The following is a 15835-nucleotide window of genomic DNA, read 5'->3' on the forward strand; positions in this document are numbered from 1 at the left end:
AATCCCTATGAAAAAACTGCTCCTTAGCCTAAAGGCTTTGACAGTAACTACAGGATTTCTTTTATCAACAGGGTGCCTTGCGCACCCTGTTCTCGATGCAGAGATTGAAATCCAAGAAAATCTCAAAGACCTAAACCCCAACGTAGAAATTCATCATTCACAGACTTTTATTGAGTATGCAAAGAAATGTAATGGAAGAAACTATTCACTAGAAGTTAAGCCTTTTCGTTACAGACTCAATAAGTACAGAATTAACATTCAATGCCAAGGTCTAGACCGACATTCTTCTGTGACAGAAGTAAGTGGGTCGATCAAAACTTTCGTCTCTAAAGTAGAAATCGAAAGAAAGACACCTATACACCGTGATCTTGTTTCTAAAAAATCAACAAATCTATCATCTATACGTGGTATTATTGCTAAAGATGTTCCAGATTTGTACTACAGCGCCAAAGGAAACATTAAAGCTAACTCTGTTATTTATCAAAAGAATTTAGTAGTCCGACCAATGATAAGTAGAGGTGACGCTGTAACTATGGTTGCGTCAGTTAATGGCATAACACTAAAAGCAAAAGGCATTGCTTTAGAAGATGGAATGTTTAATCAAAGAATTGAGGTGGAAAACAAAACCTCAAAAAAAACGTTAATGGCAATAGTTATTAACAACAAAACTGTAAGAGTAAAATAAATGAACAGCTTTCTGGATAGGGCAAAGAATAGTGCCGCTGCCCCTATATTCCTGTTAGTAGTTATAGCAATGTTCGTGATTCCTTTACCTCCACTTGTATTGGACACACTTTTCATCGTGAACATTGTTATAGCAGTAACAATACTGATGACATGTATTAATGCAAAGAAGCCATTAGACTTCTCTGTGTTCCCTACAGTGTTGTTGTTAGCAACAATCCTTCGATTAAGCCTCAACGTTGCCTCTACACGTGTAATCCTGATGCATGGTGCCGAAGGAAGCGGCGGTGCAGGTCAAGTTATTGAAGCCTTTGGTGAGTTTGTTATCGGCGGTAACTTTGTTGTAGGTATTGTGGTTTTCACAATCATTACAATAATCAACTTTATCGTTATTACAAAAGGTGCAGAGCGTATATCAGAGGTCGGAGCAAGATTCTCTCTTGATTCAATGCCCGGAAAACAAATGGCAGTCGATGCCGATCTGGGTAGTGGAACAATCTCACACGAAGAGGCTGCTGAGCGACGTAGAGATATAGGTCTCGAATCACAGTTTTACGGTAACCTTGATGGTACTTCAAAAGCAGTAAAGGGTGATGCAATCGCAGGCATCTTAATTCTGCTTGTAAACATCATTGGTGGTCTGATTGTCGGTATGTCAGACCATGAAATGAGCTTTCCTGAAGCACTTTCAGCATTCACAATCATGTCAATTGGTGATGGCCTCGTAGCTATCATCCCATCGATCATCATGGCGCTAGCTACAGCGATTATTGTTTCGCGTGTAAACGGCGAAGTAGAACTATCTGACATGATCGGTAGCCAAGTGTGTACGAATCCAATTGTGCCAGCGTTTGCTGGGGCGATTGTTGTTGCTATGGCTCTAATCCCTGCAATGCCTACCGTACTGCTTCTAGCTATCGCTGGGGCTTTATTCTTCTTCTCTTACACTCTATACAAGAAAGAGGGGGTTCGAGCGGCAGAAGAAGCAAAGGCAGCTGAGGAAATCGAAAAAGGAAATACTCCTGAGAAAGAAGAAGACACCTCAGAAGTAAACATCAAAGATATTTCTGAACGTGAGATAGTCAGAATTGAAATTGGTTGTTCTCTAGCTGAGCTAGCTAAATCTGAGACTAGCCCATTAACAACTGCCATCAAGGGACTTAGAAAGCAAATCTCGAAAGAATTCGGAATTCTTGTTAAAGGTTTTCTAATTACCGACTCCATTGACCTTGAACCAAACGAGTACAGGATTGTCGTTGAGGGACTAGAGAGAGGTAGAGCAGTTGTATTCTCACAGCTCCTTATGGCATTAGACCACAGCAATGAAAAAGAACGTCTTAAGCCACTTCCTCGCGGTTCATTCGCAATTGAACCTGTTTATGGCTATGGTGGCTATTGGATCATGAATGATGATCGTACTATGGCTGAAGAGCAAGGGTACACAATCATTGAGCCGTCAGTGATGATCACGGCGCATATTCAAGAGGTAATCCTAAAGAATCTTCACCTGATGATTGATATTGACGATCTCCAAACCATCGTTGATAAGGTAGCCGTATTTAAACCTAAACTAGTTGAGGTTGCTGTTCCTGACAGCATGAGACTGACTCAATTACTGAACATCACTAAAGGGCTTCTTCAAGAAAGAATCTCAATCTCTCAAATATCAGTAATCATGGAAACTATGAATGAGCTAGCAGGCGTGGCAATTCCATTTCCTGTTTTGCTTAAACATGTCCGTAACAGACTAGCTCCATGGATACTCTCTGGAATTCAAGGTCTAAAACCATCTGAACCAGTTAAAGTAATAATCTTCTCTGATGGACTTAACGAACTCCTAAGGGCTGGGTTACAAGAAGATGGAACAATTCTTCTTAATCAGAACACCTTACGTGACATAACTGAGAGACTTAGAAACGCAGAAAAACAACTAAACGACTTCAGTTATCCAGCAATTCTTTTGACCGATGACAACCTTCGTCGTGGTGTGTATGACCTATTTGGTACTCAAATTCCACGATTACACATCCTAGACTCGGATGGCATCACAAAAGATTGTAATGTTGAACTAGGGTTAACAATCGGAGATTAATAATGGGAATATTCAAAGAAATATCCAAAGATGAATTCTTTTTGAAAAAGAACTCATCACAATTTCAATCTCTGTCCAACACAATCGCTGCTCGTGTAGGTGGCGTTTTACGTGACATCATCGATCACAATGTGACAGAGAGCAATGAACAAAGCATAAACAAGATAGGCACAAACACATATCTAAATGAGTTTAGTGACAAGTACAACTATAAACTTGGAATCTTAATTGGCGAGGCCGATTTCATAACGGTCGCATTCGATAACGCTTTTTTAAAAACGTGCTCGTATTTCTGGGTCGGTGGAACTGGTAAGTCCGAACATGAAAACAAAGTTGGCAAGCTAACCTTAATAGAAGAGACGTTCCTCGATCAGTTCTATGCAAAAATCAAAAGCAAGGTTGATGAGACTTTGCAAGAGTTCGGGTTAACGCAGGCAAGTGTAAACTTCATAGTCGATAAGGCTATCGCTTTAAAGAAAGACTCTGAAATACTGCTTAATCACATCAGTTACAACATAGACCGTGATCAAGCGAGAATGGTTTTGATGGGTACAACCAACGTTATTGCGAACATGCAGAATAACTTGGTTCAACAATCAGCAGAAGAGCTCACTTCATTTGTAAGAAACGAGATAAAGCACGATGTCATCGTTGAAATGTGTGAACTTGAAATACCTGCCAACACATTCTTAAACATGAAGGCGGGTGACCGTTTTAAGATAGACTACAAAGGATCTGCGAAACTACGTATTAGTGAGCAGGAAAACCATTTCTGCGAAGGCTCTATCTTACAAGGCGAAGGCAATACTAAACTAATAAAAATTGGAGAGTAAAAATGGAACAAGACGATATCCTCAAAGAACTTGGGATGACTGAAGCAGACTTGCAAATGACTGAACAGTCAGAGCCAGCAGCAGATGTCATTAACTTTGATGAACTTGCGATGGGTGCAAGCTCAAGTTCGGTATCTGACAACAAAAATGCGATTTCAGAAACTGTTCATGTTGAACAACTAAAAGAAGTAAAAGTTCCTGTAACTGTGGAACTAGGGCGCATTAAAAAATCTCTAGCAGAACTAGAGCAAATGACAAAAGGTAGCATTATCCCTCTAGGCACAAAGGTCGACGACCCTATAACAATTTCGTGCCAAGGCAAACCTTTTGCAGAAGCCGAAGTTGTTGACATGGAAGGCGAGCTTCAACTTGTTGTAACGCGAGTACTTTCTCAGGGTTAAAAATGATTAATTCTGTAAACAACAACCAAGCTGCAATGCTTCAATCCATGGAAAGGATGAAGATGCAAGCAGCAAACCAGAAGAAGCCTGAAGCCCCTACATTTGAAAGTTCGATGGTTAACGCTATTCGTAAATCAAATGAATTACAGGTGACTTCTTCTTCGCTAACTGAAAGGTACGTTGCTGGCGACCCTAATGTCACAATGGCACAAGTTGTTGCAGCCAGCCAACAATCTGGTATCGCTCTTGAAATGACCAACCAGATTAAAAACAAGATGATCTCTAGCTATAACGAGATTTTAAATATAACATTCTAAAAAATAAAGCAAATGCAACTACTACTAGGATTACTGTTCACCATAGTCAGTTTCTTATCTGGCTTCCTTCTAGCTGGTGGTGCGGCTGGTTCTCTTTGGCAACCATTTGAATTACTAATGCTGGGTGGCGCGGGACTTAGTTTCTTCGTAGCTGGCAACTCAATGGGAACCATTAAGAAAGTTGGAACATACTTCAAGTATGTTTTTAAGTCGCCATACAACGAGCAAAAATTCTCTGCTGTTATCAGCGTGATGTTTTTATTAGCCAAGTCTTATAACAACAACTCGCTAGAAGCAACTGAACACGTTGAGAAGCCGGATGCGAGTAACATCTTTCAAAAGTACCCAGAGGTTTTGGAAGATGATTCTTTAAGAAACTTTATCTGCGATAACTTCTTGTTATTCTCAGACAATCAGCGAGATCTAACTCCTTTCTCTTTTGAGGAATACTTAGAGAATGAGATCGAAAAGTACGGTCAAGAAGCACAAACTCCGTACAAAGCGATGTCTGCAATGGTTGAGACGTACCCTGCATTGGGTATTTGTGCTGCTGTGCTCGGTATTATACTAAGCATGGGGTATCTTGATGCTGACGCTATGGAGTTGGGACATCACATTGGTGCCGCTCTTTTCGGTACTTTCTTTGGGATCTTCTTAGCTTACGGCGTGTTTAAGCCTATATCTCTGAAATTTGCAAAAATTGTTGAAGAGTCTGTTCTTGTAATGACTCTTCCTAAAACTTTTTTGGTTTCTCTAATGAAAGGTTACGAGCCACTTCTGGCGGCGGCGATTGCAAACAAGAACGTCCCACCTAGGTACAGAATTCCTGACCACTCTTTGAAGAAAAATCTAATGTCTGAAAAAGTGTAGGATGTCCAGCAATGAGCTAATCGTAAAGAAAGTTAAAAAGTACGCCGATGACGGTGACGCAGGAGCAGCTTCAGCATGGAAGATTGCTCTTGCGGACTTTATGTGTGCTTTAATGATAGTTTTCTTCGCTCTATGGGCAGTTGGTAACCAACCCGAAGAGAATCGACAAGTAATCGCAGATTATTTTCGAGGAAATGAAATTTCTCCAGACAGCAGCTTGCTATTACTAGAAGCCACTTATGAAGAAGTTAAAGAAATATTAGAAGAACAGGGCGTCGTAGTATCGTTCGACAAGAATAATCGTAGCATTACCCTAAAGTTTGATTCAGAGATGCTTTTCCAATCAGGCTCTGCCGATTTAAAACCAGAGGCTGAAGAAACCATTGAAAGATTTATGGGAGTAGTCCAAGGAACAAGGTTCTATTGGCATGTTTACGGATACACTGATGACATTCCTGTACGTTCAAGCTCTAAGAAGTTTAAGAACAACTTAGATCTATCTCTTAAACGAGCAGCATCTGCCGCTTACGTCATTATGGATAACGGTGTTAAAAGTAGCCACATTACCATTCATGGTGAAGGTATTCTCAACCCGCTAAATGACAACAGTTCAGCTGAAAATAGACAAAATAACAGACGAGTTGAAATCTACATGACAGAGACATCCATACCAAGCAAGGTATACAACAGCCATGCTACGTACACCAAGTATGAAGAAGGTGAAGCCGAAAAACTGGTAGATGAGATTAAGTCAAATAGTGAAGCCAACTCAATGAGTTAGTCAATTTAAAGGCAATAAAAAAAACCGGAAAATCCGGTTTTTTTTATTAGTTAGAATAGGGCTGCGATGCGTTGTGCAAGAAGGTCAACGTCGACTTCGTAAGTACCATTTTCTAGTTGTTCATCAATAAGACTTTCATCTTTTGACGCTAAAAGTGAATGGTTTGGCTTTTGTCGACCAAGAGCATTTTTAGTGTATTGCTCCACACCGTCTTCTCGAAGATCTACGACGTCTCTTCTAGAAGAACTAGCCTTCGCATAACCTCGGTCACCATTTGATTTAGTCACCTCTGTCATCTCGGCTTTCTTGACACTACTCACTCCGCCGATAGAAGATACATCCATAACGAGTTCATTTAGTGGTTTATATGTATCTCTTCGACACAAACCATCATGATCTTTATAACTAATTTTTGAAATTGTCATTTTAACCTAGTAAGCGTCTTCGTCGATATTCAAAGATTGAACAAATCTTTCATTGATATCAAATGCTAACCTATCATCTAATCCATAAATGTAGGCTATCACAACTGCTACAGGGTCGTACAGATCTTCAGGTATAACCTGACCAACCTCAGACAGTCTATACAAGACACGAGCAAGTGGAGGGATTTCTAAAACAGGAATCTCTAATTCCGCCGCTTTTGCGCGAAGCCTCAAAGCCATGTGGTCTTCACCTAGGGCTACTACAATTGGGGCTGGCGTAGTCTCCTTATCGTATTTCAAACCCACCGCATAATGGGTTGGGTTAACTATCAAAATGTCCGCCTGCTCAACCTTGTTCATTTGAGCATTTCGACTCAACTCCATTTGCTTTTGCTTTCGTTTGGACTTTATCTCAGGGTTACCTTCAGAATCCTTGTATTCTCGCTTTATGTCTTCTTTAGACATCCGTTGTTGCTTTGTAAAGTTGAATATCTGGAACGGTATATCTAGGGCGGCCACAAATACGTAAAGTGACGAAAAAATCATGCCCCACAATATAATGTCTTTAGCAAGCACCCCTAATAACGCTTTAGGAGCGTACAGAAGCTTCGCAGAGGCATAAGCGAAGAACTTATCGTCTATTATCATATACAGCGGCACAAGGATAAGGAGAGCCTTTACAATGCTCTTAAGGAGCTCAACAAGCTGTTTGACAGAAAAGATATTCTTAATGCCACTAATAGGGTTCAGTTTTTTGAAGTCTGGTATAAGTTTTTCACCGACGAAAATGAAACCACCTAACATGGTATTAGATGCCACATTGATGACCAAAATAGCGATAAAGAACCCTATTAAAGATTTAGCAATGCTCGTGGCAGCCGTATAAACCTTAGAAGCCAACAAAGAAGGATCGGCCAAGTCTCTAAAGTTAAAAGTGAAGCTAGAGATAAAGGTAGCCTTTAACTCATCAAATAAACCATCACCTAGAAACATTATGTAAGTAAACGCAAAAAGTAACGTACAGACAACAGATAACTCTTTGGTTCGCGGGACTTCACCCTTCTTCTTTGCATCCCGCAGTTTCTTGGGGGTGGGTTTTTCAGTTTTTTCATCAGACATAAAACAAAAAACGGAGAGTCTCCTCTCCGTTCCTTAGCTATGATGCGACAAAATCCGTTAGTCTTTGTCGCTGTTAAACATTGAATCCAGATATTGTGCAGTGTTATCTAGATCAGCTAATTGAGCCGATAGGTTAGAGTAGAGTGTAGTATAATACGTATACCACTTCTCTTTTTCTTTTTCCAAATCGCTCAATTCATCGACCAAACTTTCTTTGCTACCTTCTTTCAGCATATCCTCAATGGTTTTAACTTCTTCAGTAATAACACCACTAATTGGGTCGGTAAGTCCGTCCATTGTTGTTGCCATTCTGTCTAGAACACCAGTTTGAGTAGTAACTGCAACTTTTTGACCTAGAACCATTGTATCAGGGTCAACGACAACGACTAGTCCCTCAGTAGAAGGGTCAAATTTACTTTCTAAGGTAGTACCCTTACCAATAACTCTTTGACCATTAATGTAACCCTTAACATCTCCTCCAGAAGCTTTTTCTGCCGTGAGACCTAATTCAGGAACATCATTTTTGATTTCTACAAACTGTGATGTACCGTATTCAGAAGACTCGAACACGAGCTCACCTTTTGCATTAGCAGTCACGGAGTATCCATCAACCCCAGAACTTGCCACACTAGCGCTAATTTTGCTCGCTATTTGATTTGGAGTGTAATCCCCAGCTGGAAGGTTTACAGTTACATCCTGTCCGTTTACATTAAGCTCGATGTCTGTATCAGCTGTGAGAGTTGTTGGATTCGCAATAGGAGCAGTAGTCAGATTTGCTTTTGTTGGTGCTTCATCAATTACAATCTCATGCTCACCGTCGATTGCAGATCCATTTGAAGTAATTGACATCCATTCAGAGGATGTTTTAGAAGTAGAAGCAAGTAACTCCTTAGCTATATTTGGGTTTTTATCAAGACTTTTACGAAGGGATAGTTCATCGAGCTTCATGGTGCCATCTGGCTGCATTGAAATTCCCAACTCGGACATATTGATACCTGATGACTTGACCATAGACCACATCTTATCGATCTCTTTTTGGATCTTATCACTAATATCTGTGTCATGTAGTGAGCCCACAAAGTCATAGTAAGGCGTTGATTCATTGAACATGTTGTACATGTCAACTAACGCGTTGTAGTTAGTAACGAACGCCTTGACGTTTTCGACAACGCCATCTGGGTTAGCTTCTGAAGAAATTTTGATAACTTCACCAGTTGCCTTAGACAACGTCATATCCACGCCATCATACTTGATGTTATTTGTTGGATTAGACATTGGTACACCATTAATCGTGTACTTAGCATCTTGAGCTTTTTGTAGTTCGGATGATTTTGCTGTGTCCTTACCATCGTACGCAAAATCGTTTAGAGCACCAGTACCAGAAATCTGCATCGCTTGGTCTTCACCAGTCTTTGACGAAACAACAGCTATACCATAACCGCCTTTACCATCTTCAACGACTTCAGCTTTGATGTCAGGTGAAGAGTCGCTAATTTTTTCCGCGACTTCAGCGAGTGACATTCCATCTGTTACAGAAATTGAAACTTGACCCGAGTCAGCGTTTGGTTGAAAACCAGTTCCGGTATATTCTCCAAAGTTGATAACGATATCGCCAGCTGGCAGCTTTTCACTTGCGCTCGCATAACCACCAATCATCACCGAATGTGATTGCGCCAACTGATCAACTTTAAGGTTAAAATCTACATCACTACTCAAGCCTTCAGAACCAACTTTTGCGCTTACTGACGACGAATCAGAGTTGTTTATTACGTATGATGTCAACGCGTTAGCGTTATTCAAAGACTTCACCGTGTTGTTATTGAATGTATTAATCGTTGACGTAAAAGCATTAAGTGCACCCATCTGAACATTTTTATTGGTTATTTCAGACTGCTTTTCTTCAATTCTAACGCCCATCTTTGACGTAACCATCATATTGACCATATCGCCAATTTGTACACCAAGATCTTGCGTCATGTTATTAATCATTCCCATGCCGATATCTCGCTTGTCTTTCGAATTATCTTGCATGTAAAACTCTGGGCCAACGAGCATTCCCTTGTTGGAGCCGCTGACAGTAAACATATCACTCATTTTTTCTAATACCTTTCATTTTCAGGGATTGAGTCCCAAATATTAACCAGTTCACGAGCCATCTTTAGAGCCTCTTGTAACGCCTCAACATCCATTGATTTGTTAGCTAGTTGAGCATTATTAAGAATGTAGTAATACATCTTATCGAACACTTCGCAGACTTCAGGATCAGTCTGTCTGTTCATAGTCTCAATCAAATACATTACGTACTTTTGAACTTTAGCAAGAGTAGTTCCCTTGCGGTCAATAAACTGGTTGAACTCTAACAACTTTCTGTTCTTAAACAGGAATTCACAGAGCTCTAGTTGTTTTACAATTTCTTTATATATCTTCATGGTCAAAGCATGTTTGCTTAAACCAGTCGTTGAGGCTTTATTAGCCATTTCGTATGCGCCAATACCTTTTTTCATAGCATTGAAAGTCCTTACTGTAATTTATGCGCCAAGGCGCTCAATTGTTGTAAACCATCTTGTATTGAGTAGTTTTCATCAATTCGTTGTCTCACTTGTCCCCAAAGTAGATCTTCACAAGCTAGTGCTTTATCGAGGACTGGGTTTTTGCCCGATTCAACAACACCCATAGCAATTAATTCTTGGTTGTCGTCAATGGCTTGAAAAGAAGCCTTAACTTTTGAAACCACATCTAAAACGTTTTTTGACTGAAGTACGTGGGCTAGACGACTGATAGAACTGGTTACTTCTATAGCAGGGTATATCCCCCTAGAAGCTATATTTCTTGAAAGAACAATATGACCATCAAGAACTCCACGAGCAGCATCAGCGACAGGATCATTCATATCATCACCTTCTGTAAGAACAGTGTAGATAGCAGTAATAGCGCCTCTGTCTTTTGTAATGCCAGCTCTTTCAATCAAACGTGGTAACTTCGCAAACACGCTTGGCGGATAGCCTTTTGTTGCTGGTGGCTCACCACTTGATAACGCAACTTCACGCTGAGCCTGAGCGTATCTAGTAACAGAATCGACAAGGAGCAATACTCTTTGCCCTTTATCCCTAAAATGCTCTGCAATTGCTGTCGCAGACTCTGCACATTGCATTCTTAAAATAGGCGAGTTATCCGCAGGCGCAGCAACTATAATCGTCTTTTGCCTTGCTTCTTCAGAAAGCGTTTCCTCATAAAACTCAGAAACTTCTCGACCTCGCTCTCCAACCAAAGCAATAACAACTACATCAGCATTGGTGTTCTTGGTGATCATTGACATCAATACTGATTTACCAACACCTGTACCAGCAAATAAACCAATTCGCTGACCAACACCCAAAGGAAGCATCGAATCAATAGCTTTTACTCCAGTACTTAACTGCTCTGAAATAATACCTCGTTCTGAAACTCCTATTGGCGGTGCTGTAATTGAAACACTTTCCACAAATGCCGAATTTGAGATCTTGCCACCTAACAAAACTTCACCGAGTGGATTAATAACCTTCCCCTTAAGGTGGTCACCCACTTCCATTCGAGGCTGTTTGCTTACCATTGAAACCTTTGAGGAAGGCTCAATACCATCAACATTATTGATTGCCAGCAGTTTCGTTACACCATCTTTAAAGCCAATTACATCGGCATAAACCGGATTTTCATCTTCAGATGTGATTTTGCATCGAGCACCCAACGGAGCTTTAAAACCTTTAACATCAATAGTCATACCTGTTGTGTTTACCACTCTACCCACAGAGGCAGGGGTTGGTAGGCTAAACGTCTTATGTGAAAGAGATTTAATTCGCTCCATTAGGGCTCCTTAGTTAACCGAGAAACGATTGTTTTTGCATATCAACCAAAACTTTGGTTGTGTTATTTATCACCGTTAAAATCTGGCTGTGCTTTTGAATGTTTGTTGTAACTTCAACAATGTTTGAGTCTTGAGCATTTGACAGCATCTTAGTGTACTCAAGCTTCATAGATTCAAACATTCTGTAGTTAGAAGAAGCCTGATTGATATTGCCACCAAGTTCTGTACGTGCAGCTATAAAGTTGTCTGTCGTTTGATCGACGCTATCCATCATATCTACACGTAAATCATCAGGAACTTCTTTACCTTGCTCTAGGTAGTAATTAGCTTTTGCTATTTGCTCAAAGACCGAAACACCTTTGTCATCTGAAACCAATTTTGAACCATCAATAGTCGTTTCAATAGATGAAGTTTTTCCTGCTTTTTGAGACTTCGCCTCATTGTTTCCTTGGTAGACATACATCTCCAATTCAACTTCAGTGCCGTCAATATCAACTTTTACTTTTTCTTTAGCAAAAGGTGGCTTATCTACTTCCGACCCACCAAAAATGTATTGTCCGTCAGAGTTCTTGTAGTTAAGAATGTTTGCCATGTCTTGCTCAATGCCAGCAATGGTATTCTTAAATACTTTGAGATCTTCTGGTGAGTGTGTGCCACCACCAATTTCTGCAAGCATTTTATCGAACTCAATTAGCTTATCAGAGTAAGCCTGCATTTGAACATCCACGCCCTGTAGTTGTGCCTCAATGTTCTTAGCTTGCGTTACGTAAAGATCAAGCTCTTTAATGTTGTACTGAAGGTTAACAATCGACTTTTGAGCAACAGGATCATCAGCTGCCGAAAGCACTCTGTACTGAGAGCGTTCCATTTGTGCAGACAAAGCTGCAAACTGCTTAGAACTCGAATATGAGATCGAGTCATACATATTGTTTACTGTTACGCGCATAAATCCTCCTAAATACTATTAAACAGCGTGTCAAACATTTGTTTGCTTGTTTGAATAACTTTCGACACAGAATTGTAAATCTGTTGGTATTTCAGGATATTTAGCTCTTCTTCCTGAGTACTAACAGCGGAGAAGTTTGACCATTCAGCTTTAGCCGTTGTGTTTATAGAAGTTGCAGTTTTATGTGCATTTTCTGCGGATTTAGCAGCGTTACCAATATCTACAAAAACATTACCCAAGTGATCCACAACAGTAGCATCACCAAAAACCTTATCACTCATTACATCAGACAGGTTCAGTAGATTTTGGTTATCACCAGCAGTAATTGGAAGGTTTCCAGCAGCTGCTATGTCATCAGCTGAAGATGTAACACTCATCCCTTTTGCCATTTCAGGAACTGGGTTAAATTCGAATTTATCACCCATATCAAAAGAGCCAGCTCCATCAATTGTCATACCAAAAACTTCGGCAGGGAAGCTTGTAACAACCATGCTGTCGCCTGTTGACTCATCATAAAATTCGTAACCAGCACTTGTTACTTCCATGGTGAATCCACCAGTACTCAAGTTATCTAAGTTTTTGTAGTCTATTGAAATATCCAATCGACCATTACCAGAGTTACCCGATTTACCATTTGCTGAAACAGTTGGAATATCAATCAATGCTCCACCCGCAGTGCCATCAGGTTTGTAACCTTGCATGTTGGCTTCGTTAATTGCAGCAGCAAACCCTACCATTAAGTGGCTGATTTGAGATTCTGTTTTAGAAACGATGTCGTTGTATGCTTGTACAGTTCCACCCAAAGCACCACCAACGCGCTCAGGTGTTTTGGTCAGGTCGACACCGTGAATAAACACAGATGTAGAACCATCATCATTTACAGATTTAGTTAAAGGTGTGTATTCATTCCCATTCACTAATTCTTGGCCGCCAGCGATTCTAACGACTACCGTCCCATTTTCTTGTTCATCAACTTGAATTTTGGTGTATTGACTAAGTTCCCCAAGAAGTTGGTCACGTTGGGTTAAGAGCGCCTCATTGTTTTTAGGATTCTTACGTATTTGGTCATTTATCCTTGCCAACTCTTGAGCTGACTGATTCACATTATCTACAAGGGCACTTAGATCATCATTCAGCTTTGACTTGTAATCATCTAATTGCCCTAGCATTGTTTGGCTTGTGGCAAAGAAAGAGTCTAATCGTGACAAGAAGGTTGTTCTAGCCGCACCTGAATCTTCGGCAGCCAAGCTAACCAATGACTCGTTAATAGCTGACAGCGCTTGCTGTAAAGCGTTAGAACTACCGCCATCAGCATCAGCTGAGATCCCAGTAATCACCTTATCAACACTCTTTGCCATTGAGTAAACTGTACCAGTGCTAGCCATTTCAGCGTTTGATGTGTGCATTTGCTGATTAAGAAACGCGTTACTCATTCTGATTGGGTTCGCGGTTAGTACACCTGCGCTATTAGTTGTGAACACAATCGTCTGGCGAGCGTAATAAGGGTTAGCTGCATTATTAATGTTATTACTAGCAACAGATGTTGCATACTTCATTTGCCCTAGAGCTTGAGCACTTCCAGTGTTTAAATCTATTCTCATGTTTGTTCTCTTTGGATTCATTACCACCATTAAAAAGTTAACAATGGCAGTAAGTTTTAGCGTTTATAAAAGGATGTAATTTTCAGCATCCGAATACAATTTAACAAAAGGTTTGAAACAGTAAGCGAGGGCATAGAATCTGAAAAATAATCCTTATCTATAATGCCACTTTTGTGATGGGAATTGTTTGGGCTGAACTTGAAATGCCTTTTAAAAAAAAAGGTAGCTACATGAGCTACCTTCCGGTATTAGACTTTCAATCTAAATTAGCGTAGTAGTTTTTGAACTACTTCTTCCATTGATTGGTTAGCTTGAGAAAGCATTGATTGCGACGCTGACTTAAGAACCTTCGCCTTAGCTAGGTTAGTCGTTTCAGCTGCGTAGTCCGCATCTTTCGTCAGAGAAAGAGAAGAATCGATGTTTTGTTTGTAGCTTTGTAGGTTTTGAGTTGTGAACTCAAGACGGTTTTGAGCCGCACCTAGGTCAGCGCGTTGACCAGTCAGTTCATCTTGGAAACCTTGTAGAACATCGTGAACGTCTGTCTTCCAAGCATCAGCGTCAGCGCGTGCGTCAGTAAGCTTAAGAACCATGTCACCGTTAGCGTCAACAATCTTCACTTTTTCAGTTGATGCACCAACTTTCACGCCAACTTGGTTAGCAGTGCCTTCACCTACAGCGATGCTAGCATCTAAGCTACCATCTAGCAGTTTAGTTCCGTTGTACTCAACAGACTTAGTGTTACGGTGTAACTCTTTCCCAAGTTGCTCGAACTCTTTGTTAATAAGTTCGATGTCTTTGGCTGAGTTAGTTCCGTTTTCGGCTTGATAAGCTAACTCTTGCATACGTGCAACAAGCTCTTGTTGTTGCTTAATCGCAGCGTCAGCAGTTTGGATAAGGCTAACGCCGTTAGCAGCATTTTCCATGTATTGAGCAGTCTGAGTTGAAGACTTTTCTAGGCGAGTCGCAAGACCCATACCTGCAACGTCATCACCAGCTTTGTTAATTCTTAGGCCAGTAGTTAGACGTTCTGATGCTGTGTTTACAGCTTTTTGAGAGTTAGCAATCTGAGTAGATGCGTTGCTAGCATTCAAGTTAGTATTAATCGAAAGCATTTTTATTCTTTTTTTGTTTTTAATTTTCTATTACTAGTGGTACTTTCGACACAAATAATGCCACCTTAAATGGTTTTGATAAAAAAAAAGCGACTCTATGAGCAAGCTATTACTCTTCGTGTTGATGCATTTGGGGTTTAAAAATATCCCCTTTTTATCCATAGAGTATTAGCTAGGAAGATGAGAATTTTTAATGGCAACTTTCTATATGAGATTAAGATGTATGACAACTAAAACCGACAACAAGCCGTTCCCAATTTACGGTTACCTCTCACCTAAACGCCTTGCAAAGAATCACGATGCTTGGCTAAGAGTAACCAAAGTTCAACTAATTGGAGGGGTTATATTCATTGTCGCGCCGATTCTTTCCTTTATATGGTTGGAACTAGGATTTCATAATACTCTGGAGCACGGTAGGGAGTTCGGGCTTGCCTTGGTGTTTACGGGAATAGCAGGTTTACTCATCGGATTTATAGCAACTTTGTTAATGTTTTCAGCCGTATATATTGTGGAAGCAGAATGCACGTAATTATTTACTTGCAGTAGCGTTATTGTACGAGAGATTAAGGGGGTAACTTTTTGATTGTTGTTTGGTTGGTGAGTATACAGCTAAGAGTAAAGAGTATGTAGTTGCTTCAAATACTCTGCCTTGGCTATCATCTATTTAACAAAAAGACTCAGACAAAAATAAGCCTGAGCCTTTTAACTTGCAAAGCCTAGTACGTAATGGTTTCCACTGGCATCGTCAACACAAAAGCGTAATATCTTGCTCTATGAGCAGCTTTTCAAAAACGGGTGCCAATAGAAATTAGC

16 protein-coding genes are annotated in these 15835 nt (G+C 40.3%); 8 read left to right on the forward strand and 8 right to left on the reverse strand.

The window, feature by feature from the left end; all coding sequences use genetic code 11:
• The first annotated feature begins 7 nt into the window (after positions 1-7).
• The 7 genes from flgA to KJB35_RS21340 are packed head-to-tail and all read left to right on the forward strand — an operon-like array spanning position 8 to position 5978.
• Complete coding sequence (gene flgA, locus KJB35_RS21310) at positions 8-685, forward strand: flagellar basal body P-ring formation chaperone FlgA (RefSeq protein ID WP_285469832.1); 678 nt, start codon at positions 8-10, stop codon at positions 683-685.
• On the forward strand, positions 686-2776 hold the full coding sequence (locus tag KJB35_RS21315) for a flagellar biosynthesis protein FlhA (RefSeq protein ID WP_285469833.1): 2091 nt from the start codon (positions 686-688) through the stop codon (positions 2774-2776).
• 2 nt (positions 2777-2778) lie between these two features.
• Positions 2779-3609 (forward strand): hypothetical protein, encoded by an 831-nt coding sequence (locus tag KJB35_RS21320; RefSeq protein ID WP_285469834.1) that lies wholly within the window; start codon positions 2779-2781, stop codon positions 3607-3609.
• A gap of 2 nt (positions 3610-3611) precedes the next feature.
• Complete coding sequence (locus tag KJB35_RS21325; RefSeq protein ID WP_285469835.1) at positions 3612-4010, forward strand: FliM/FliN family flagellar motor C-terminal domain-containing protein; 399 nt, start codon at positions 3612-3614, stop codon at positions 4008-4010.
• Between the two features lie 2 nt (positions 4011-4012).
• Positions 4013-4327 carry a flagellar hook-basal body complex protein FliE gene (locus tag KJB35_RS21330; protein WP_285469836.1) on the forward strand — a complete coding sequence of 105 codons (315 nt, stop codon included), beginning with the start codon at positions 4013-4015 and terminating at the stop codon, positions 4325-4327.
• 12 nt (positions 4328-4339) lie between these two features.
• Positions 4340-5197 carry a motility-associated protein gene (locus tag KJB35_RS21335; protein ID WP_285469837.1) on the forward strand — a complete coding sequence of 286 codons (858 nt, stop codon included), beginning with the start codon at positions 4340-4342 and terminating at the stop codon, positions 5195-5197.
• A 1-nt stretch (position 5198) separates the two neighbouring features.
• Positions 5199-5978, forward strand: a complete 780-nt coding sequence (locus KJB35_RS21340; RefSeq protein WP_285469838.1) for an OmpA family protein — start codon at positions 5199-5201, stop codon at positions 5976-5978.
• A 50-nt stretch (positions 5979-6028) separates the two neighbouring features.
• Here KJB35_RS21340 and KJB35_RS21345 read toward each other — a convergent pair whose 3' ends face one another.
• The 8 genes from KJB35_RS21345 to KJB35_RS21380 form a co-directional block, all read right to left on the reverse strand.
• Positions 6029-6403 carry a hypothetical protein gene (locus KJB35_RS21345; protein WP_285469839.1) on the reverse strand — a complete coding sequence of 125 codons (375 nt, stop codon included), beginning with the start codon at positions 6401-6403 and terminating at the stop codon, positions 6029-6031.
• Between the two features lie 6 nt (positions 6404-6409).
• A complete protein-coding gene (gene flhB / locus KJB35_RS21350) occupies positions 6410-7522 on the reverse strand; it encodes a flagellar biosynthesis protein FlhB (protein WP_285469840.1) in 1113 nt (370 codons plus the stop codon).
• Positions 7523-7579: 57 nt separating this feature from the next.
• Positions 7580-9616 (reverse strand): flagellar filament capping protein FliD, encoded by a 2037-nt coding sequence (fliD, locus tag KJB35_RS21355; RefSeq protein ID WP_285469841.1) that lies wholly within the window; start codon positions 9614-9616, stop codon positions 7580-7582.
• Positions 9617-9621: 5 nt separating this feature from the next.
• Positions 9622-10026 (reverse strand): flagellar protein FliS, encoded by a 405-nt coding sequence (locus KJB35_RS21360; RefSeq protein ID WP_285469842.1) that lies wholly within the window; start codon positions 10024-10026, stop codon positions 9622-9624.
• A gap of 14 nt (positions 10027-10040) precedes the next feature.
• Positions 10041-11363, reverse strand: coding sequence for a FliI/YscN family ATPase (locus KJB35_RS21365; RefSeq protein ID WP_285469843.1), 1323 nt, complete (start codon positions 11361-11363; stop codon positions 10041-10043).
• A gap of 13 nt (positions 11364-11376) precedes the next feature.
• Positions 11377-12309, reverse strand: coding sequence for a hypothetical protein (locus tag KJB35_RS21370; protein WP_285469844.1), 933 nt, complete (start codon positions 12307-12309; stop codon positions 11377-11379).
• A gap of 8 nt (positions 12310-12317) precedes the next feature.
• Positions 12318-13910: a flagellar hook-associated protein FlgK gene (locus KJB35_RS21375; RefSeq protein WP_285469845.1), complete on the reverse strand. Its 1593-nt coding sequence runs from the start codon at positions 13908-13910 to the stop codon at positions 12318-12320.
• Positions 13911-14176: 266 nt separating this feature from the next.
• Positions 14177-15022, reverse strand: a complete 846-nt coding sequence (locus KJB35_RS21380; protein ID WP_285469846.1) for a flagellin — start codon at positions 15020-15022, stop codon at positions 14177-14179.
• A gap of 223 nt (positions 15023-15245) precedes the next feature.
• Between KJB35_RS21380 and KJB35_RS21385 the strand changes: the two genes are divergently transcribed.
• Positions 15246-15551, forward strand: coding sequence for a hypothetical protein (locus tag KJB35_RS21385; protein WP_285469847.1), 306 nt, complete (start codon positions 15246-15248; stop codon positions 15549-15551).
• Positions 15552-15835 lie beyond the last annotated feature (284 nt).

It is taken from the genome of Vibrio sp. D431a, from assembly GCF_030248655.1.
GTDB classification, from domain to species: domain Bacteria; phylum Pseudomonadota; class Gammaproteobacteria; order Enterobacterales; family Vibrionaceae; genus Vibrio; species Vibrio alginolyticus.